This is a genomic window from Paraburkholderia sp. BL25I1N1, from assembly GCF_003002025.1.
Classification (GTDB): domain Bacteria; phylum Pseudomonadota; class Gammaproteobacteria; order Burkholderiales; family Burkholderiaceae; genus Paraburkholderia.
The window spans coordinates 12,653-30,941 of the sequence record NZ_PVZB01000007.1 but is presented as its reverse complement, the minus strand read 5'-3'; the positions used below and the strand labels follow the sequence as shown (position 1 = coordinate 30,941).

Here is an 18,289-nt window from a genome sequence, read left to right as displayed (position 1 = left end):
GTCCGGCATGGATACGCATCACCCCGACGCACGTGACGCATCCGTCGGCTCCGTCGGCTCTGTCGATCCGCTGGATCCACTTGACCCACTTGACCCACTCGCCGCGCGCGTTCGAAAAACCATGCTCGAACAGTTCCTGCTATTCGGCATCGACCGCAAATGGTGCATCGCGCAGGGTGCCATCGGCATCACGTTCGCCGCAGGCCTGCGCAACGGCTGGGTACTGCTCGCGGTGCTGGTCACGCATCCCGTATTGTGGCTCGCCGTGCGGCGCGATCCCGACCAGATCCGCTGCTATGTGAAATACAGCCGGCAGGGCGACTACTACGAGCCGCGTCAGCTGCTGCGCCAGAAGATCAATGCCCGCCCGAAAGGCTTCGCCCGGGGGATGCCGTGCTAAAGCCCACCCGCTCGCCGTTTGACGCCGAGTCGCTCGCACAGGTCGCGCAGCGCACCGATGGCGATCGCCGCTCCACCGCCGAGATGGTGCCGTGGCTCTTTCGCTTTAGCGACACGCTCATCGTCAACAAGGACTCGTCGGTGATGGCGAGCTATGAGTTCTCCGGACCGGATGCCGACGCGTTGTCCACCGGCCATCTCCTCGAACTGATGGAGAACCTGATCACGTCACTGCGTGACATCGCCCGCCGGCCCGTCACGATGTGGTGGACGATTCAGCGCCGCCGCAGCGCGCGCTATCTCACCGTACCGATGCCAGACCCGGTGGCGCAACGGGTCGACGATGCCCGGCGCGAGACGTTCGAGCGCGACGCCAATTACACGAACCGTCATTTCGTGACGTTCACGCTGGCCCCGGACATCGGCATCGACCGGTTCGCCGGCAAGATCACGCACGGCATGACACATGACGGGCTGTCTATCGCAGAGTCGCTGATGCAGGCCGTGCGCGGCACGTTCTCCGACCAGTACCTGTTCGCCTATACGGCGTCAGAGCTGGCCGCCGTCGTCGAGACCTTTGAGAACATCCTGTTCGGCTTCGTCGCGAGCAACCCGCGCCTGGCCTGCCGACGCCTGAGTGGTCCTGCACTTGGTGCGTTTATGCACGCGTGCTGCTCCCCGCCGAGCGATCATGTATCGGCCGTGCCCATACCGGACATCCCCGCACTCGACCTCGCGATGTGCGATACGGAGGTCCGGCCAGGTCACGACTACCTGCACTTCTATTCGCATGGCCGCCAGCGCTTCGCTATCGCGGCGGGAATTCCTACCCGCCGCGACTTCTGGCCAGACACGGTGTTGCCCACAAGCCTGGACGGCCTGCTGAAGGTGCCGGGGGAACTCACGGTCAGCCACTGCTTCCGTCTCACCACGCCCACCGCCGCGATGCGTTTCATCGACAGCGTGCGCCGCTATCATGAGGGCCGCCGGCTCGATACGCGCTCACTGCTCGCCGCTACGCTACGCGGTGGCGACACGTCCGGCGCGCGACAGAACCAGTCTCGCTCCGCCGCTGCAGACGACGCGAACCGGCGCGTAGGCAAGGTCGAGATGGCCGAGGAGATGTACGGGTACTACAACCTGTCCGCGCTTTCCTTCTCGCCCGTTTTCGAGACGGCACCGTTCAATGAGGGCACGGCCGTCGAAGCCGCGTGGGCGCAGGTGGTCATGACCCACCGCGCCGTCGAGGAAGCGCTGCGAGCCGCGCACTTCGCGCCCGTGCGCGAAACGCTTCACGCGTTCTCGGCCTTCGCGACGAGCATCCCCGGCATGTGGCGCGAATGCGCGCGCTGGTCGTTCATCGATACCGCAGCGCTTGCCCGCCTGCTGCCGCTGCGCGGTGTCTCCGAAGGGCACCCGATCAACGCGCACCTGACGAAGGAAACCGGCACGCGCTGCCCGGCGCTCGCCGCGTTTCCGACCGAGTTCGGCACGCCCTACTGGTTCACCGCCTTCCTCGCCGATGTCGGCCACATGCTGGTCTGTGGCCGCACCGGATTCGGCAAGACGATCTTCATGCTGCTGTGCGCGACGCTCTTTCGCAAGTACCCGAACGCCTGGCTGTACGGATTCGACAAGGACCTATCGATGCGCATCCCGACGATCCTTCAGGGCGGCCGCTACCTGCAGTTCGATCATGGCGCAGCCGGCGCTTCGTTTGACGAGCAGGCGCAAATGAACCCGCTCGTGTTGCTCGCGGACCCGCGCCACATCGAGTTCCTGGCCGAATGGATCGTGATGCTGGCGCACCAGCGCGGCACCTATCGCGCGACCGCGGGCGACCGCCGCGAACTGGAGAAGGCGCTCGCCGCGACGCGCAGCCGGAGCGACCGGCGCCTGTGGCGGCTGCGCACCGTCCACGCGTCGCTACCTGCGGGGCCGCTTGCCGACGAGCTGGCCCTGTGGGTGGGCTCCGCCGTACACGCGCATTACTTCGACAACCTTAACGACAGTTTCGACGACACGCGATGGGTGTCGATGGCGACCGACCGGATTCTCGCGAACCCTGTGATCGCGCGGCCGTTCCTGTCGTATGTGACGTACCGCATCCAGGATTCGATGGAACAGCGACGCGCCAGGGGCGTGATCGGCCCGACGCTCGTAATGCTGCCCGAGATCTGGAACCTGCTCGACGATGACGCGTTCGCCGCGCAGATCGGCAACTGGATCGTCACGATGCGCAAGAAGCTCGGCTGCGTCTGGATGGATGCGCAGTCACCCGAGCAGGTCTCGACTTCGAAAATCTGGCCGCAGATCCGCGACAACGTGCTCGTACGCGTATTCGTGCCGGTCGAGAATTTCACGCCGTCTGCGAAAACCGCCTATCAGCGCGATTTCGGTCTTTCCGACGGACAGATCCGCACGATCCAGCAGCTCATCGCGAAGCGGGACTACTTCATTACCGAACAGGGCGGTGCATCGCGCCGAATTTCGGTGCCGCTCGATCCGGCATCAATCGCCATCCTCCGGTCGGAGTTGAGCGCGCAGCTGATGTTCGACCGGCACCTGCATTCCGGTCATCCGGACTGGAAGGCACACTACATCGAGGAGGCCATGGCACAGTCCAGCATGGACACGACGGCATTGGCCGGACCGGAGGCCCATCATGCGTGAGCCCGTACTTCGTCGAGCCGGCATGGCCGCTGCCCTCGCCCTGGTCTTTCACACGGGCACTGTTTGCGCCGGCGGCGGGATGACGGGCGGCGCGACAGAAATCACGCAGTTGTTGAACCACGCCGAGCTCGCTTCGTCGGTCGCCCAGCAGGCGCAGATGGTGGAGCAGAACGTTCAGGCACAGATCACCCGCCTGCAGCAGTACGTCACGATGGCCCAGAACCTGAAGCAGGTTCCAGCGTCGCTGATCGACCAGACCCTCGCCCCGTACCGCACGCAGATCACGAACTTCCAGTCACTCTCCACGGCCATCACGCAACTTGAGCAGGCGGCGAGCGCCACGAACAGCCTCTTCGGCCGCAGCCTCACCGAGATGAATACGACGGGCATGTCGCCTGCCCAGTGGTTGTCGGCTTACACGTCGCTGGCGTCCACGCGCGGCGGTATCTACCAGCAGCAACTGACGCAGGACATGCAGAACCTCGACACGCTCGCCGACCGCGCGCAGAACCTGCAGCAGATCCAGTCGCAGATTCCGAACGTCACGGGCGCCGTACAGGGCCTGCAGATGCTGAACCAGCAGTCGAACGTGCTCGCTGGCGAGATGGTCGATCTGCATGCGCTCATGCAGCGGCAGGTCGCGCAGCAGATGCAGGACCACATCGCACAATCGCAGGCTCAGGGTAACGCGGCCAGGCTCGCCGCCGCGCGCGCCGCGGCGCTCAGCCAGGTCAACCAGCAGGAGCAGCAGACGACACAGGGCGCGCCCGACTTCGACCTGTTGCAGGACCAGTAGGAGATGCGGTCGTGCTGTTGCGCTGGCTGATCCGCCACCTGTGTACGACACGCGCCGAGCTGCGTGTGGTGCTGCACGCCATCCGTGAATATCGGCTCCGCAGCGTTATTCCGTTCGATCAGCGGGATCCGGCCTGGACGTTCGACAGGCGCATCACCCGTAGCGTCCGGCTGTCGCTCCTCGTCGGGCTGCTGGTGGTGCGCGCTGAAAATCCGCAGGTTTTTGCGGGGGCCTGGATCGCACTGCCGCTCGCCCTGCTGCTCGGGCTGTTGCGCCTTGCGGGCGGTCTGCGGTAGCGGCATCCCATTTTCAACTGGACGAGGTTATGAACGACGTCATCTCCGTGCTCAACGCCCTCTTCGCCGCGATGCAGGCGAAGGGCACGAGCCTGCAGACGCTCTTCCTGTCCGACGGCATTGACCTGCTCGCCGCGCTTGGCCTCGTCATGGCGACATGGCACGTGTTCCTGTGGCTGCTCGAAGGGGACTTCCCCGGCTTCTTCGCGAACATGTTCCGCCACCTGATCAAATGCGCCGTCATCCTCGTGATGCTCACGGCATGGTCCGGCACGGTGCATGACTACTTCGTCGACAACATGCAGACCATGGCCTCGCGCGTGTCCGGTGGCGAAGGCAACCCCGGCGACCTGCTGCGAGCGCTGGTCAACGCCGCGTCGACCATCATGCAGGGCGTGCGGACTGAAGCGGCCCAGGTCTGCGAGCAGGTGCCGGACGTGACGCCCGATGGTGTGGTGATCCCGAACTCGGAGCATCAGGAATGCGGGACCGCGAGCGATGCCGGGGCGAATTCGGCGGGGTTGAGTTCCATCTGGACGCTGGTCAGGAACCTGCCGCTGATCCTGCTCGCGTTTCTGGCGAAGGCGCTCGCGGTTATCGCAATCACGCTGATGACGCTGATCTTCCTGGTGGTTGTGCAGTTCGGCTCGTTTCTGCTCGACATCGCCTTCTGCCTCGGGCCCGTGCTCATCCCTTGGTACGTCCTGCCCGCCGGCGAATTCCTCTTCGATGGCTGGCTGCGGTTCACGATTTCCGCAGGGCTCTTCAAGGTCGTCGCGTGGCTGATGATGGCGATCGTCTATAGCGGCGTGTTGCCGGGCATCCAGAGTCTCGTGCAACAGAGCGCCACGCAGAACGGCACGAATAGCGACGCGTACTACGCGACAAGCTACCTCGCGATGCTGGCGCTCGCACTCGTATGCGGCGTCGGGGCTTTCATGATGTGGCAGGTGCCGGACATCGCAAAAGGCCTGGTTTCAGGCGGTGGCGCCGGCAATCTTGGCGGCTTCGGGAAAGGAGCTATTGGAAAGCGGATAACCCCAAGGTTCCTGCAATGAGGTCAATGGCGATGACGACGTTTCTCGATCTGACGAATCGAGTAGTACGAGTTCCAGTCAGAGTCTGCTTGCCGTCTGCGGGCCGCCGCATCACGCAAGGATTCGTCCATATCCTTGGGTGTGCTCTTGACCCACGACCAGACGATGAACACGACCGCCCCTGCGAGCAACATCGCCACGCCGAAATGCTGCGCGCCAACCTGGTACAGGACGAACGCCCCGAACAGCAGGACCGGCAGCACGAAATACAGCAGGATGATCTTGAGCTTTGCCATAGCTGCACCCTTGCAGCAGGTGAATTGGGTCTCAGTGTAGCACCGAGCGCATGCTGCTGCCGGAAGGGTTGAGCCATGCGCAAACACTTGCCCTTCCGCTCGCCTTCCGGCACCCAGACGCCCGCCGCCGACCTTCCGTCGCCACCGCATACTACCGAAGCGGTAACAGCCTGGTTTGCAGCCTTCCAGCGCCCCCTCTGGGAAAAGCGGCTCGCAATCAAGGTGGCCGCCGCGTTCGCGCTGATCGCTGCCGGTGAATGCGTTGCACTGATCGTGCAGAGCGCGCACAGCGGCCCGCGTCCGTATTTTGTCGAACACGACGAGAAGAGTGGCGCCGTATGGGTCTCGGACCGGTACGCCGAAACCTATTCGGTCACCGCGGCGAACAAGCGCTATTTCCTCGTGAAATGGGCCTCGCGCGTCTTTACGATCGAAGCGGACAGTCAGGACACGCTCACGCGCCAGATCCCGGCCGCATTCGGCTGGACGTCGGGCGCCGCCACGCAAGAGCTGGAAACGTACGTTACCGTGACCGATCCGGTCGCGCAGCGCGTCGTGCAGACGCCCGGCCTCACCCGCGAATTCATTGAGAACTCCACCTCGTTCTCACCCGATAGACAGGTCGCCTACCTGATCGTCACGTTGATTGAGAGCGTAAACGGCAAACCGTCCCGCCCGAAACAGATGCTGCTCACGGTCAGCTTCCTGCTCGCACCCGAGACGCTGAAGCCCGGCGAGGAAAAGGACAACCCGATCGGGCTTCGTATCACCCACTTCAGCCTTACACCCTATCTGGGTGTCAATCCCGGAGCCACGCAATGAAGCTTCTTCTTCCGACTGCGTGTGTCACGGTGCTCCTTGCGATGTGCGCCGCGACGGCCCAGGCCCAGGGCGCAGCACCATCGCCTGCGCCGTCTGCGCCACTGCCCGCAAGTATGGTAACGACTGTCCCGACGCAGCCCCCGGAGGATGCCGTACGCACGCCGACGCCGCGGCCCCGCGCCGGACACGTGCCCGCGTCCCGTGCGCACATCAACGGTCCATATCCGGCGCCCGACGATTCGTCGCTCGTCGTCTACGACTATGACCCGGACTACCTCTATCCCGTACTTGTGCGCACCAACGAGGAAACGCACTTGGTGTTCGGCCCCGACGAGGAAGTCACCGGCGTCTACCTGTCCGATACGGGCAAGCGCTGGCTCGAGCATACGGCGCTCACCAGGCGCGACGTGTTCATCGAGGCACGCCTGCCCGGGCTCGACAATGCCGCGACGATCATCACGTCGCGCCGGCGCTACGAACTGGACCTGCGCTCATCGGACAATGGGACGGTCTATCACCGCGTCTCGTGGCACTACCTCGATACCGATGCGCAAATGACAGCGGGACAGGTGTCGCCCTTCGGCATCGAGTACCCGGGCAACGCTCCTGCGCAAAGCACGGGCGAACAGGCGAACGGTAGCGCGCAGGCGGGGTCACCTGGCGATGGGCGCTCAGGCGGCCCGCGCATCGCACTCGACCAGACGAACTTCGACTATCGCCTGGAGGGAGATGCACCGTTCACGCCAGTGACCGTTTTTGACGATGGAAGGCTCACGTATCTGCAGTTTCCCCACCACGCCGAACTGCCCGCGATCCTGCTGATGGACGACAAGGGCCATGCTGAGATCGCCAGCTTCGTGCCGCTCGGCAACGACCTGTTCGAAGTGCAGCAGATCGCCCCATACGGCCTGCTGCTCAAACGCGGCAAAGAGGAAGTACGGGTTTTTAACGGTCGGGGCAAAGGCTGCGGACTGTTCGGCTGTGATTCGGCCCGCATGAAGAACATCTACGGGAAACCGTGAACATGGCTGCCCCGGAAAAAAGCGGCGCCCCGCTTACGCCTGAGCCAGCCAGGCTCACACGCATCCGCCGGAATCTCGCGAAAACGCTGCTCATCGCGCTGTGCTCCGCACTGCTCGCGATCGTCCTGGTGCACGCGCTGTCCCATCCGCACGAGACCGCGGCCGAGCGGCGCGAGCGCGAGCAGATTGAGGCGGACGCGCGGCAACCGAAGGCCTCACCGGATGCGATCCGCAAGCGACTAGAAGACCAGCGGAACCTGGCACTGGCACGCGCGGGCGATGCCGCGTCGGCAGCCAGCGCACCGCTCGGCGGCACACCGCTCGACGGCATCCCCAAGGGCGTGCCCGGAGACGATTCCGGCCCGCTGCCCCGAAACTACCGGACGTCTGGCCCAGGCATCCCCGATCGCGACGCCGGTCGACTCGCACTGCAACGGCAGATCGAAGCCATGCAGAGCCAGTCGCTCGTCGCTTACGAGGACACGGGCGGAGGCGACGGCAACCCGTCCGCGGGGAATGGGCTGTCGCCCGATCGAATCGCGGGCAGCCTGGCGCAACTTTCCGGCTTGCAGGCAGCGCCAGGCAGCCCATCACCGGGTGGTTCCTCGGAGACGACCGCGTCAGGTCTCTCGTCCGCTAATGTATCGAGCGCCACCGACCGGCGCAACGCCGACTGGGTCAGACAACAGGGCGACGCGACTGACGATGCGAAGCCGCTGGTCCCAGTCCCCATCGATTCGCCGTATATGGTGATGGGCGGCACACCGATTCCCACGGTGATCCTGCAGGGCGCGAAAAGCGATATGCCAGGCAGCTTCCGTGCGATGGTCGATCGCGACATCTACGACAGTATCGATGGCAGCTGCAAGCTGATCCCGAAGGGCACGCGGATTCTCGGTCGGACAAACAACGACGTCGCGATCGGACAGGATCTGATGCTCATGGCTGCCACCCGGATGATCTTCCGGCACGCGACCATGCGTCTCGACGGGCTCACGGGCAACGACCCTGACGGCGAAGCGGGCGCCACCGCCGAGGTCAACAACCACTTCTTCAAAATTTTTGGGTCGACCTTCCTGATCGCCGGTGTCGCTGCCTGGCTCGGCCACAACCAGAGTCAACAGAGCGGCACCACGATCAACATCAACGGAGGCGCGTCGACCGATCTGTCGGAAGCGGCAGCACAGTCCCTGTCGCAAACGACCCAGACCATTCTCCAGCGCAACATGAACATCCAGCCGACCCTGAAGCTGGAGCCCGGTCAACGCATCACGTTCATCACACAGCGGGACATGATGCTGCCACCCAACGTCACTGACGGGAGTTGCAATCGATGAAACATTCCACCTCCGTCCTGCTCTCTGCCCCACTGCTCGTTGCCAGTTGCATGTTGCAGTCGGCCTGCGCCGAGCCGCCGCTGACAGGGCCCGTCTATGACTTCGACTGGCATCTGGGCGGTGCCACCGATATCAGGCCTTATCAGGTGTTCGATGATGGGCAGAAAATCTACCTGCAGTTCGACGATCCCAGACATGTGCCGGCCATTTTCGCCGACACACCGGGTGGCCTTGCGCTCCTGCGCTGGCGTCCCGACCCGCCCTATGTCGTCGTCGACCAGATGAAACCTGCACTGGTTTTCCGCGCCGCGGGCCAGATTGCGCGCGCTACACGCGCCATACCGGATGGGCCTCCAGGGGCTGCACACTACGGTACAGCCCGCCCGAAAACAGAGACATCTGCCATAAGGTCTTCGCATACAGACCGAGCCGCAACCCACGACACAGAACCTCCGTCCAATAACCGGTAGGCCACGCCTACGCGCAGCTAGGCAATGACGTCTACCTTTGGGCAGTGCACGGGCTTCGAAGTATGATGTCGCATAGTCGGCGACGCCCGGACCTTCGCCCGTCATAAGGCTCCGGTCGCGATACGCGAGCTTCAGTTCGACCTGCCCGTTCGTGAGCTAGAAACCGGGCAGCAGCCGGACCAGCCGGCCATCGTCCAGCTCCTCGCCGATCATCGCGTCAGCGGTAACGCACCAATGCCAGCGCCGCCTAACACCAGCTCCTTGTTCAGTGCGGCATTGTTGGTCGACACGTCGTATTCCAGTGGCACTGCGATCTCTTCACGGAGGTAGAAGCAATTGTGATCGAGGTGGCTCTGAACATGGACGTCGCGTCGATAAAGGAGCTTCTCAAGCGCATTTTCGGGGCGAGCCGCCCTTCGAAAGCCCTCGGCGGACAAAGACAGCGCGCTGTCGGCGCTTGCGTGAGCCAACCAGTCCCTGATCGCGCGGCACCGATCAGAACCACGCGGGACTTCGGTATTTTAAAGCTTTTTAAAGCATCACGGATGCGTTTGACCGGCTGGTGCCTCCAAGGCACTCGGCGCTCAATGACGCGCATCTCAGGAAAAGCTGAAAGGTCACCACGGTGACCGCTTGTCGCTCTTTCCGAAACGCAGCATACGCTGCTGGGCTTCGCCGACTGCATACACCGGGGCAGACAGCAGCAGCTGTTCGTGCAAGTCGAGAATTCCGGTAATTGGTAAGCAGTCGGCTGCTTCGATGAGCCAGATGTTTTTGCTCGCCTTTCTCGCCGTAGCATCCAGAATGCGTTCTGCATCAAGATAAAGCTCACGCTCCGCTGCACCGAACCCAGCCTCCTGAAGATACCAGGCGAGATAAAGCGCCTTGACCAGTTCTGCCAGCAGATCGCCGTTGCCTTTTCCAACCCGAAACGCTGCGAGCGCGAGGTGCCAGTGCAGCGACTGTTCGCGCACAAAGGCAGCCGTGTGCGGCAATAGCATGGTCTTGCCGAGCGGTTTTCTACCCGACTGATTCCCTGCGGGCCGCCTCTTGCGATTCTGTGACATGAATTGTGCTTTCTGGTTGTTACCGTTTTAAAACCGCAATCGTAATCTGTCTGGATATCCGGAAAATTATCAGAAAGCCCGTATGACAAAATTTACCAATATGCCGAACGCATATCGGCATTGTGCAAATGAATGCCGCTTTACATTTGCTGATATTGGCTAGCTGGCCGATTGATCTGAACTTTTGTAGAATCGCGCAGGGCGCGTCGGCTCAATCGGCTAACAAGAAGAGGCGGTATGGGAGCGCAGGACATAATCGGGGCAATAACTGGCGGACTCGTCCAGAGTGACCGCCTGCTGAAACTGGATAGTTCGCTGGATAATAATATTCTACTTCCGCAGCGGGTTGTCGGTCATTCACGGATTGGCCGCCATTACGATTTCACAGCGGATGTTGTTTCCACCTCGGGTACGATCGAACTCAAAACCCTGATTGCCCAGCCCATCACGCTGTGGATCCAGCAGACCGACAAGTCCTATCTGCCTCACCACGGTTACGTGCATACCGCCCGCCGTCTTGGGTCGGATAGCGGTCTCACGAGCTATCAGATCGGCTTTGCATCGTGGATGCACTTCCTGCGCTTTCGTAAGGATGCACGCATCTGGCAGGACAGACCGGCCGACGAAATCCTGACTGATGTATTCAACATGCACCCGCAGGCCCAGGGGGCATTTCGCTTTGCGTTGAGCAAGCCCCTCCCGCCTCGCTCATTCTGCATGCAGTACGAGGACGACTGGAGTTTCGTCCACCGGCTGATGGAAAGCGAGGGGCTGCTCGGCCACTTCGATCAAGCCGGCGACGGCAAGTCGCATACCCTTGTCGTCACAGACAGCCTGGATACATTCCAGCCGCTTTCGCCCCAGACCGTCGAGTTCTATCGCGCCGGCACGGATAGCGAAACTGATGCCCTGGTGCAGTGGTCGGGCACAAGAACACTTCAAAGCACGACGCTCACGACCCGCACCTTCGATTACAAGGCACCGGCTTCGTCCGCCAATCCGAAAGGCACCAACATCCCGACGCTTCCCACACAGGGAAATCTACCCCAGCAAGCCGAAGTATACGAATACACGGGTGCCTACACCTACGGCAGCCAGGACCGGGGTGATGCCCTCTCAAAAATCCGCCTGGAAGAATGGGAATCGCGGGCGAAGCGCTTTTACGGTTCCGGCAGTGTTCGGCGGATGGACGCCGGTCGCTGGTTCGAACTGGATGATCACCCCGACCACGCCACGGATAGCGGGCAGAACCGGCAGTTCGCCATTATCGAGGCGGCATGGTTCATTGAAAACAACCTGCCGGTTTCCAGTCAGGCCGCCGATTTCCCGCACAGCCTGAAAAACGAGCTGGCTACGATCCGCGCAAATCAAGCAGCACCGGCCAATCCACTGTCGGTCACGCACGCCGACGGCAGTGAAGGCTTCTTCCTCGTCGAAATTGAGGCGCAACGCAAGATCGTGCCGTATCGTAGTCCGCTTGCCCATCACAAGCCATCAATGCATCTGCAGTCGGCAATTGTCGTCGGTCCGGCTAACGAAGAGGTCTATACCGATCAACTCAATCGCATCAAGGTCCGCTTTCATTGGGACCGACTCAATGAAAGCGATGAAAAAGCATCATGCTGGGTGCGGGTTGCCATGTCCGATACCGGGGGCGGATATGGCGGTGTGCATGTTCCAAGAGTCGGCGAAGAGGTCCTGATTAACTGGGTTGACGGCGATTGCGACAGGCCGCTAGTCACCGGCCGCGTCTATAACGGCGCGACACAACCGCACTGGCATTCCAACGGGTTGCTCTCTGGCTACAAGTCCAAGGAATATCAGGGTAGCGGCTACAACCAGATGGTGATGGATGACTCGACGGGGCAGAACCGCGTTCATCTATATTCCACGAGCAGCAATTCGCAATTGCATCTGGGTTACCTGATTGACCAGAGCGGCAACACGCGGGGATCATACCTGGGCAGCGGCTTCGATCTGAAGTCTGACGCCTACGGTGCAGTGCGAGCGGGCCAGGGCTTGTATGTCACCACCTATCCGGCGACCAGCCAGCCGCTGGATGCACGGCAAGCGACCTCGCAGTTAGTGAATTCGGAAAGCGTGCTGGAAGCGATGTCGAACGCCAGCACGACGCATCAGGCAGAAAGCCTCAAGGATGGCTATGACTCGCTGAAGTCATACACGGACGCGACCCAGAACAGCGTGTCGGGTTCGTCGTCGGGCGGAAATACAGCTGGCGGCGGAACCGGGAACGCAAATGCTTTCAAGGAACCCGTCATGCTGTTCGGTAGCCCCTCCGGTATCGCCATGTCCACGCAGCAGTCCGTGCACATCGCCAGCGATGCACAGACCAACCTCGTGAGCGGACAGAGCACACACATCGCAACTGGCAAATCGCTGATCGCGAGCGTCACGCAGAAACTGAGCCTGTTCGTCCAGAACGCCGGAATGAAACTCTTTGCAGCGAAAGGAAAGGTGGAGATCCAGGCGCACAACGACAACATCGAGCTCACCGCGCAGAAGAGCGTCAAGCTCGTTTCAGCGACCGAGCAGATTCAGGCTATCGCCAAGGGTGAAATTCTGTTGATCTCTGGGGGCGCCTATATCCGCATCAAGGACGGCAACATCGAGATTCACGCTCCGGGCAAAATCGACGTTAAGGGTGCGCAGCACAGCTTCAACGGCCCGACCCGGATCGATGAAAAGTTTCCGTCGTGGACCGACAGCGTGCCGCGCCGCGCGGTGGATTTTTCCGGGTAACGGCGTCGGCGTTCGAAACAGTCTGCAACAGCAACTTGAACAAAGGATAGCGCGTGGCGCAACAACAGGAACAGCCGTCAAAGGTCGAGAGTTGGGTATATCCCTTTCCTCTGAAGACCACGAACATCACCTTCGCGCCAGAGGATTATCTCCAGGCGCTCGCGGTGGCCGAGGACGGCTTTTATCCGCTCGGTGCCAATGGTCTCTGGCACGGCGGCATTCATTTCGGTGCACAGACCGCAGGCAAGTTCCAGCAGGATGGCGGCGTGAGATGCATCGCGGACGGCGAGGTCGTCGCGTTCCGTCTGGATGAAAAGCTCCAGGAAGTCGCTTACCCGGACGCGATCAAGGCGGGCTACTCGAAGGGATTCACGCTGGTGCGCCATCGGCTCGTTCTCCCTGCGCCCCTCCCACAGCCGACGAATGGCAACGCCCAGCCGCAGAACCCACCGGCAACGACACCCCCTGCTGCGCAGAACACTACGCCGCCCGCCCAGGATGTGCTGACGTTCTTCAGCCTCTACATGCACACGCTGCCGCTGGAAGGCTACGGCCCAGGCGCGCAACCGAATGGCCCGGCAAAAACGCTGCCTGCCTACTACGGCGCTACGGAAACGTATGTCGTGGGGACGAACGCCCATGACCCGCAATTGAAGGCGACGGGCCAGCCCGACAGCACGACTGCGGGTTTGCGCGTGCGCGCTTCGCATTCGGGGCACGCCGCTGTGATCGGATGGCTGCCGCAAGACACGAAAATCAAGATCGGGCAAAAGCACGGCGCATGGGGCAAGATTTCCAACTTCGTCGCCGGCGCGGCGCAGCCTTACAAGCAAGGGGAAACGCTCAATGCGAGCGCAGTCGTGGGTTGGGTTTATGTCGGCGAGATGGATAAGGAAAGCAAGCCATCGGCGGTCGACCAGATTTATATCTTGCCCAAGCCCCACAGAATCGCGGCGGGGGAGACTGTTGCCTGGATCGGTGAATATCAGCGACTTGTGGAGGCGCGCGCGCACCACACGATGCCTCCCAAACTCGGCGAACGTCCCCTGCTCCATGTGGAGGTGTTCACGGGAGACGATCTGAATGCGTTCATCTCGCGTAGCCGAACCCGAGCACAACAACTCGATGCGAAATCGCGTACGTTGCTGCTGATTTCGAAAGGCGCAAAGTTGGTGCAACCAGCTTCTGCCGATACGTCGATTCCCGCTGGCACTAACATCAAAGCGGCGTTGGGCTCGCCCGGCAGCGGTCCATGGTGCAAAGTCGTGAAACTCGATGCTGCTGGGCATCCGCTCAGCGGTCAGGCACCGCTCTGGATTGCGCTCGCGGATTTGCAGGGCAGCGGCGATCGTCAGGCGTGGAGTCAGTTCCCCCTGCGCGTGCAATCGACAGGCGGCCAGGCCGCAGCATGGCCTCGCGTGGTCGCCACCGGCTCGGCCCCACAGTGCGCTGAAGCAGAAAACAAGACGTGGTACGCGGTCAGCATTGCCGACGAGAATGACGGACAGATCGATGGCTGGGTGTGCGATCACGGACATCCGCTAGTTGAACTCAAAACCCCTTGGGACTGGCCTGGTTTCGACGTCGCGAATCTTGACGCATCGGTTTCGGTCATGTTCGAGCGCGCGTTGTACATCGCCGATAACGGCACGCCCGACGAGATCGCGCGTTTCGAAGATTCGTTCGACAGCGCGCGCTCCGATGAAACCATCAAGAAGCTGGAAGACTCCATCGATAGCCAGGAGCAAAAGGACGGGAGGATCACTGCGCGCGAACTACAATTGGCGCTCGGCAAACCGTGGCTGGCGGATCGCATCGATCATCTGATCGTGCGATATGAAAGCGAATGGGGCGGTGAGATGAGCAAGTGGGATGCACTCGATTCGCATATGCATGCGGGGTTGCCTGTGTGGCAAGCGGAGAAAAAGCGGATTGAAGAACTCAGGTTCTGGTCGGGGACGGCCGGCGTAACGCCAGCGAGCGCGAATGTCTACCATATGCATCCGGTTGGGCTGGTAGCCAATTTTTACCGCTACGGTTTTCAGTTCACGCTGGCAATGATGCAGCACATCTTCCCGAGTGCAAACGTTGCGCCATTGCAAGCAGCCATCGCGGAATTGAACGCCAATATCAATTTGTTCAAGCTCGACAAACCACTCAGACGGGAACACTTCTTCGCGCAAATCCGACGCGAGGCGGGCCCGTCTTTGGCTGTTCATGATGGCGAAAGCCTGAACTATCCGCCTGACCGGTTGCGGCAAAAATTCTCGTATTTCCAGCAACATACCGACGAATCCGAATTGTATGGGCGTACTTCCCAGCATCCTGCCAATGAACAGGCCATCGCCAATCGTGCGTATGCGAATAGAAATGGCAACGGAGACATTGCGAGCGGGGATGGATGGAAATACCGTGGGAGAGGCTTGATCCAGATTACAGGCCGTACGCAGTACCAGAAATTTTCCGAATGGCACCAGCACAACTCAGGTGGCTGGCCCAGCGAGGCGAATCTGGATTTCCTGGCCGATTATGCGCTTGTCGGCGAGGTCAAGTATGCAGTGAGATCTGCTGCTGCATATTGGATCAACAACAGGATGTACGAAACGGCCGATCACGGGGCGACCGAGGACGACGTTGACAACATCACCCGAGCGATCAATCCTGGGCTTTTCGCGCATCATCCAGGTCACCCGATCAGCCAGGAGAACATGAACGACATCGTTGACCGGCGGAATAATTTCGCCTCGATTCATAATTGGGAGGGATTGAAGTGATACGTATGGCAGGATTTTTCACGATTGTTTTGTTGTCCCTCGTTAAATATGACGTGGCGAATGCGCAGACTCAGTCGTCGCAGGACGAACAGACGCTTTGCAACGAAGGCGAGGAGGTCTATTTCAGTTGTCCGCTGGAGAACGGGAAGACCGTTTCCGTCTGCGCAAAGGCTAACACCGCCCCCAATCGGGGCTATGTGCAATACCGATACGGTGTCAAAGACGATGCCTTCGCATTTCCGCGCGAGAAAGTCCCCCCTGCCAATACGGTCAAGATCACCGACGTCTCCGAAGGAAGTATTCGTGGCCTGCATTTGAAGTTCTCGAAGGAACCGTACACGTATGTCGTGTCCTCGGTCTCGCCGGGTGAGCTCTATGTATCGAAAAATGGGAAGATAATTTTCGACAAAGAATGTCAAGCTTCAAGATACAAGAGCTTTTCGAACAAGATTTTCGACGGAGTCAACGAGGCGCCCGTGACGAAGGTCGATTTGCACTGAATGTGATGTTCAAAGGCGCAATTGCGGCAATTCATAGGGTGCCGCTCGACGAAGATGTCCATTCGTTTTTGATCCCCAGCCAGAGATCCGGACATCTCGTGAATTGTCGAAACCTTATAGCCACGTCTCTGACTGTTGTGCTCGCTTCGCTCGCTCCTTTTGCCCAGGCCGACGGTATGAATGCGTCAGTATCGGCGATACCGTCGCTGAAGCAGCACACTGCGCCGCTGGACGCTTCGTTACGATCGTTGCGCGCCGGCATTCTTAAGGACGCGAAGGAATGTGCAGACAACGCGAGTGGCATGGGCGCAACGGCGCAATATCATGCCGATATAAAGAAGACGGTTGAGACGCCGAGCATCGTTGGATTCGAAGTGACCGGGAGTTCGCAGTGCGACGGCGCGCATCCTAACGCGTACCGGTATGGCATTTCATATCGCATCAAATATGGCAAGCGATTCGATCTGAACGAGGTGTATGCAGTAGGACATCGCGATAGCGGTAGCCTGTTTCTGACCAAGGAATCGGTTGTTCCCGTCATGGATGAGCTCAAGCGGATCAATGCTGGGAAACCCGATTGCCTTGATGCGTCGACGTTTAATGACGAGTATCTGATGTCGAAGGCGCTTACGTTGGCCTTACGGACAGACGGGAGTCTGCAGTTTTACTTCGATACGGCCTATGTGGAAGCAGCGTGTTTTGCGCCAATCCGGTTGAGTGCGCAAGCGGTTAGTGCGTTCAAGGATGGAAAGCAGGCTGCGGAGTATGGATTGCCTTGATGGCAAATCGATAAACACGCGTGGAGTGGGGCAATTCACCCCAACAAATTTTGATCCTTGTTTTGCGACCGTGTAATTGGGTAGTCTGCCGACTCGTTTTCCGCTTGCATAGCCCGCGTCGGAAGCAGGCTGGCTCAACCCGAGCAGTCAATGACTGGAGGGTTGATCGATAGTCCCGCGGACTTCACACCTCGTTTGTATCCGACTCGATCCGTGTAGTGTTGCAAGTCGCCGCATCGTTGTCTCGGCCGTGTTGAATATCTTGGACCCAGAAGGTCGAATGGGGAAATGCATGAATCGTACGGGCCTCGTTGTCACAATACTGACAGCATCATTTCTAATTCCTTTGCTGGGTTGCGGTAACCGTCAGGATTCCGCCATGAGTTCGTCCTCTACCACCGCCAACGCTGCGCCGCTCAAGACGGTGTGTGTCGGACGGTACGCAATAGATATCCCCCATTCGGCAACGAATGTGCGTCTGGTACAAAGCTTTAAGGGTATCAACATAGATGTGTTCTACCCTGTGAATCATCAGCAGCTTCATGACGAAGCGGCGCATAAGATTGCAAGCGACGCCGAAGCAACCGACTTCCAGCCCAAGCAGGTTGTCTCACAAGGTGACAATGCGGCTGACCCGGCTCAGGTCTGGCAAAGCGGGAATGATCTTTACACTGTGCGTGGAACGACTCTGAAGCAGGACACGGGTTTCCTTTTCAGTATCGAGGTAACAAACGATTCTGTTCAAGGCGCGAAAGTGGCGATCTCACAGCTCATCCAGGAGATCCGGCTTCGCGATCCATTTGCTGTCCCAGCTGAGCAAGGGTTTTGCATCGAGCGAGGTTTTATTCCGGGTGGTTACGCGGGCGGCGAGACGGCATCGATTACGGTCGACTTATCGGGTCCCGATAAGTCGCTTATGATGAGCACCAATACTGAGGCCAAGAATACTGGCGGCAATCTTCTTGCCCGTATGAGCAACCTGCCAGTCCCGCTTGCTAACCTGGTGTCCAGTGACACAGAAATCTTGCGACGTGGCGACAAGATCGTTGCCGGACGGGACGGCGATGAATATGGCTACGCGGTCAAGCAGTCAAGAGATGTATCGCTGGAATGGAGTGCGCTAACTGGCAACGATCACGCGACCGAGCCGAGGATGAAGATTTCCATGGATACGCGCTCAGCGGTACCTGAAAGCGCACGACCGACGTTGATGGCACTCTGGGATGATGTACTGAAATCTGTGAAGCGTCGGTAAGCGAAT

Annotated in this window: 17 protein-coding genes; 14 read left to right on the top strand and 3 right to left on the bottom strand. The window is 60.3% G+C overall.

Annotation, left to right across the window (positions count from 1 at the left end):
* The first annotated feature begins 7 nt into the window (after positions 1–7).
* From B0G73_RS12150 to B0G73_RS12130, 5 genes are read left to right on the top strand one after another with little or no spacing between them, the layout of a single operon-like run.
* Positions 8–400: a VirB3 family type IV secretion system protein gene (locus tag B0G73_RS12150; protein WP_258193286.1), complete on the top strand. Its 393-nt coding sequence runs from the start codon at positions 8–10 to the stop codon at positions 398–400.
* Positions 394–3,072: a VirB4 family type IV secretion system protein gene (locus B0G73_RS12145; protein WP_106280987.1), complete on the top strand. Its 2,679-nt coding sequence runs from the start codon at positions 394–396 to the stop codon at positions 3,070–3,072. The genes B0G73_RS12150 and B0G73_RS12145 overlap by 7 nt, the downstream gene beginning before the upstream one ends.
* Entirely contained in the window at positions 3,065–3,868 is an 804-nt protein-coding gene (locus B0G73_RS12140; RefSeq protein WP_258193285.1) for a conjugal transfer protein TrbJ, read from the top strand. The genes B0G73_RS12145 and B0G73_RS12140 overlap by 8 nt, the downstream gene beginning before the upstream one ends.
* An 11-nt stretch (positions 3,869–3,879) precedes the next feature.
* On the top strand, positions 3,880–4,164 hold the full coding sequence (locus B0G73_RS12135; RefSeq protein WP_106280985.1) for a hypothetical protein: 285 nt from the start codon (positions 3,880–3,882) through the stop codon (positions 4,162–4,164).
* Between the two features lie 29 nt (positions 4,165–4,193).
* Entirely contained in the window at positions 4,194–5,222 is a 1,029-nt protein-coding gene (locus B0G73_RS12130; RefSeq protein ID WP_106280983.1) for a type IV secretion system protein, read from the top strand.
* A gap of 2 nt (positions 5,223–5,224) precedes the next feature.
* On the opposite strand, the gene B0G73_RS12125 is transcribed toward B0G73_RS12130, so the two are convergent.
* On the bottom strand, positions 5,225–5,497 hold the full coding sequence (locus B0G73_RS12125) for a hypothetical protein (protein WP_106280981.1): 273 nt from the start codon (positions 5,495–5,497) through the stop codon (positions 5,225–5,227).
* Positions 5,498–5,572: 75 nt separating this feature from the next.
* Between B0G73_RS12125 and B0G73_RS12120 the strand changes: the two genes are divergently transcribed.
* The 4 genes from B0G73_RS12120 to B0G73_RS12105 are packed head-to-tail and all read left to right on the top strand — an operon-like array spanning position 5,573 to position 9,148.
* The gene (locus B0G73_RS12120) at positions 5,573–6,319 is read left to right on the top strand and encodes a VirB8/TrbF family protein (protein ID WP_106280979.1); all 747 of its coding nucleotides are present in this window, start codon (positions 5,573–5,575) and stop codon (positions 6,317–6,319) included.
* Positions 6,316–7,341, top strand: coding sequence for a TrbG/VirB9 family P-type conjugative transfer protein (locus B0G73_RS12115; protein WP_106280977.1), 1,026 nt, complete (start codon positions 6,316–6,318; stop codon positions 7,339–7,341). The genes B0G73_RS12120 and B0G73_RS12115 overlap by 4 nt, the downstream gene beginning before the upstream one ends.
* Before the next feature lie 2 nt (positions 7,342–7,343).
* Positions 7,344–8,678 carry a TrbI/VirB10 family protein gene (locus tag B0G73_RS12110; RefSeq protein ID WP_106280975.1) on the top strand — a complete coding sequence of 445 codons (1,335 nt, stop codon included), beginning with the start codon at positions 7,344–7,346 and terminating at the stop codon, positions 8,676–8,678.
* Positions 8,675–9,148, top strand: a complete 474-nt coding sequence (locus tag B0G73_RS12105) for a TrbG/VirB9 family P-type conjugative transfer protein (protein ID WP_106281399.1) — start codon at positions 8,675–8,677, stop codon at positions 9,146–9,148. Before B0G73_RS12110 ends, B0G73_RS12105 begins: the two co-directional genes overlap by 4 nt.
* A 209-nt stretch (positions 9,149–9,357) precedes the next feature.
* On the opposite strand, the gene B0G73_RS40460 is transcribed toward B0G73_RS12105, so the two are convergent.
* Both B0G73_RS40460 and B0G73_RS12095 read right to left on the bottom strand, forming a co-directional pair.
* Positions 9,358–9,618 carry a hypothetical protein gene (locus tag B0G73_RS40460; protein ID WP_181196535.1) on the bottom strand — a complete coding sequence of 87 codons (261 nt, stop codon included), beginning with the start codon at positions 9,616–9,618 and terminating at the stop codon, positions 9,358–9,360.
* Positions 9,619–9,765: 147 nt separating this feature from the next.
* Positions 9,766–10,215, bottom strand: a complete 450-nt coding sequence (locus B0G73_RS12095; protein WP_106280973.1) for a hypothetical protein — start codon at positions 10,213–10,215, stop codon at positions 9,766–9,768.
* 237 nt (positions 10,216–10,452) lie between these two features.
* On the opposite strand from B0G73_RS12095, the gene B0G73_RS12090 reads away from it, so the two are divergent.
* The 5 genes from B0G73_RS12090 (at position 10,453) to B0G73_RS12070 (ending at position 18,283) form a co-directional block, all read left to right on the top strand.
* On the top strand, positions 10,453–12,975 hold the full coding sequence (locus B0G73_RS12090) for a type VI secretion system Vgr family protein (RefSeq protein ID WP_106280971.1): 2,523 nt from the start codon (positions 10,453–10,455) through the stop codon (positions 12,973–12,975).
* 53 nt (positions 12,976–13,028) lie between these two features.
* Positions 13,029–15,749 carry a hypothetical protein gene (locus tag B0G73_RS12085; RefSeq protein ID WP_106280969.1) on the top strand — a complete coding sequence of 907 codons (2,721 nt, stop codon included), beginning with the start codon at positions 13,029–13,031 and terminating at the stop codon, positions 15,747–15,749.
* 5 nt (positions 15,750–15,754) lie between these two features.
* Positions 15,755–16,249, top strand: a complete 495-nt coding sequence (locus B0G73_RS12080; protein ID WP_106280967.1) for a hypothetical protein — start codon at positions 15,755–15,757, stop codon at positions 16,247–16,249.
* Positions 16,162–17,028, top strand: coding sequence for a hypothetical protein (locus B0G73_RS12075; RefSeq protein ID WP_181196534.1), 867 nt, complete (start codon positions 16,162–16,164; stop codon positions 17,026–17,028). The genes B0G73_RS12080 and B0G73_RS12075 overlap by 88 nt, the downstream gene beginning before the upstream one ends.
* 379 nt (positions 17,029–17,407) lie before the next feature.
* A complete protein-coding gene (locus B0G73_RS12070) occupies positions 17,408–18,283 on the top strand; it encodes a T6SS immunity protein Tli4 family protein (protein WP_106280962.1) in 876 nt (291 codons plus the stop codon).
* The last annotated feature ends 6 nt before the right edge of the window (positions 18,284–18,289 follow it).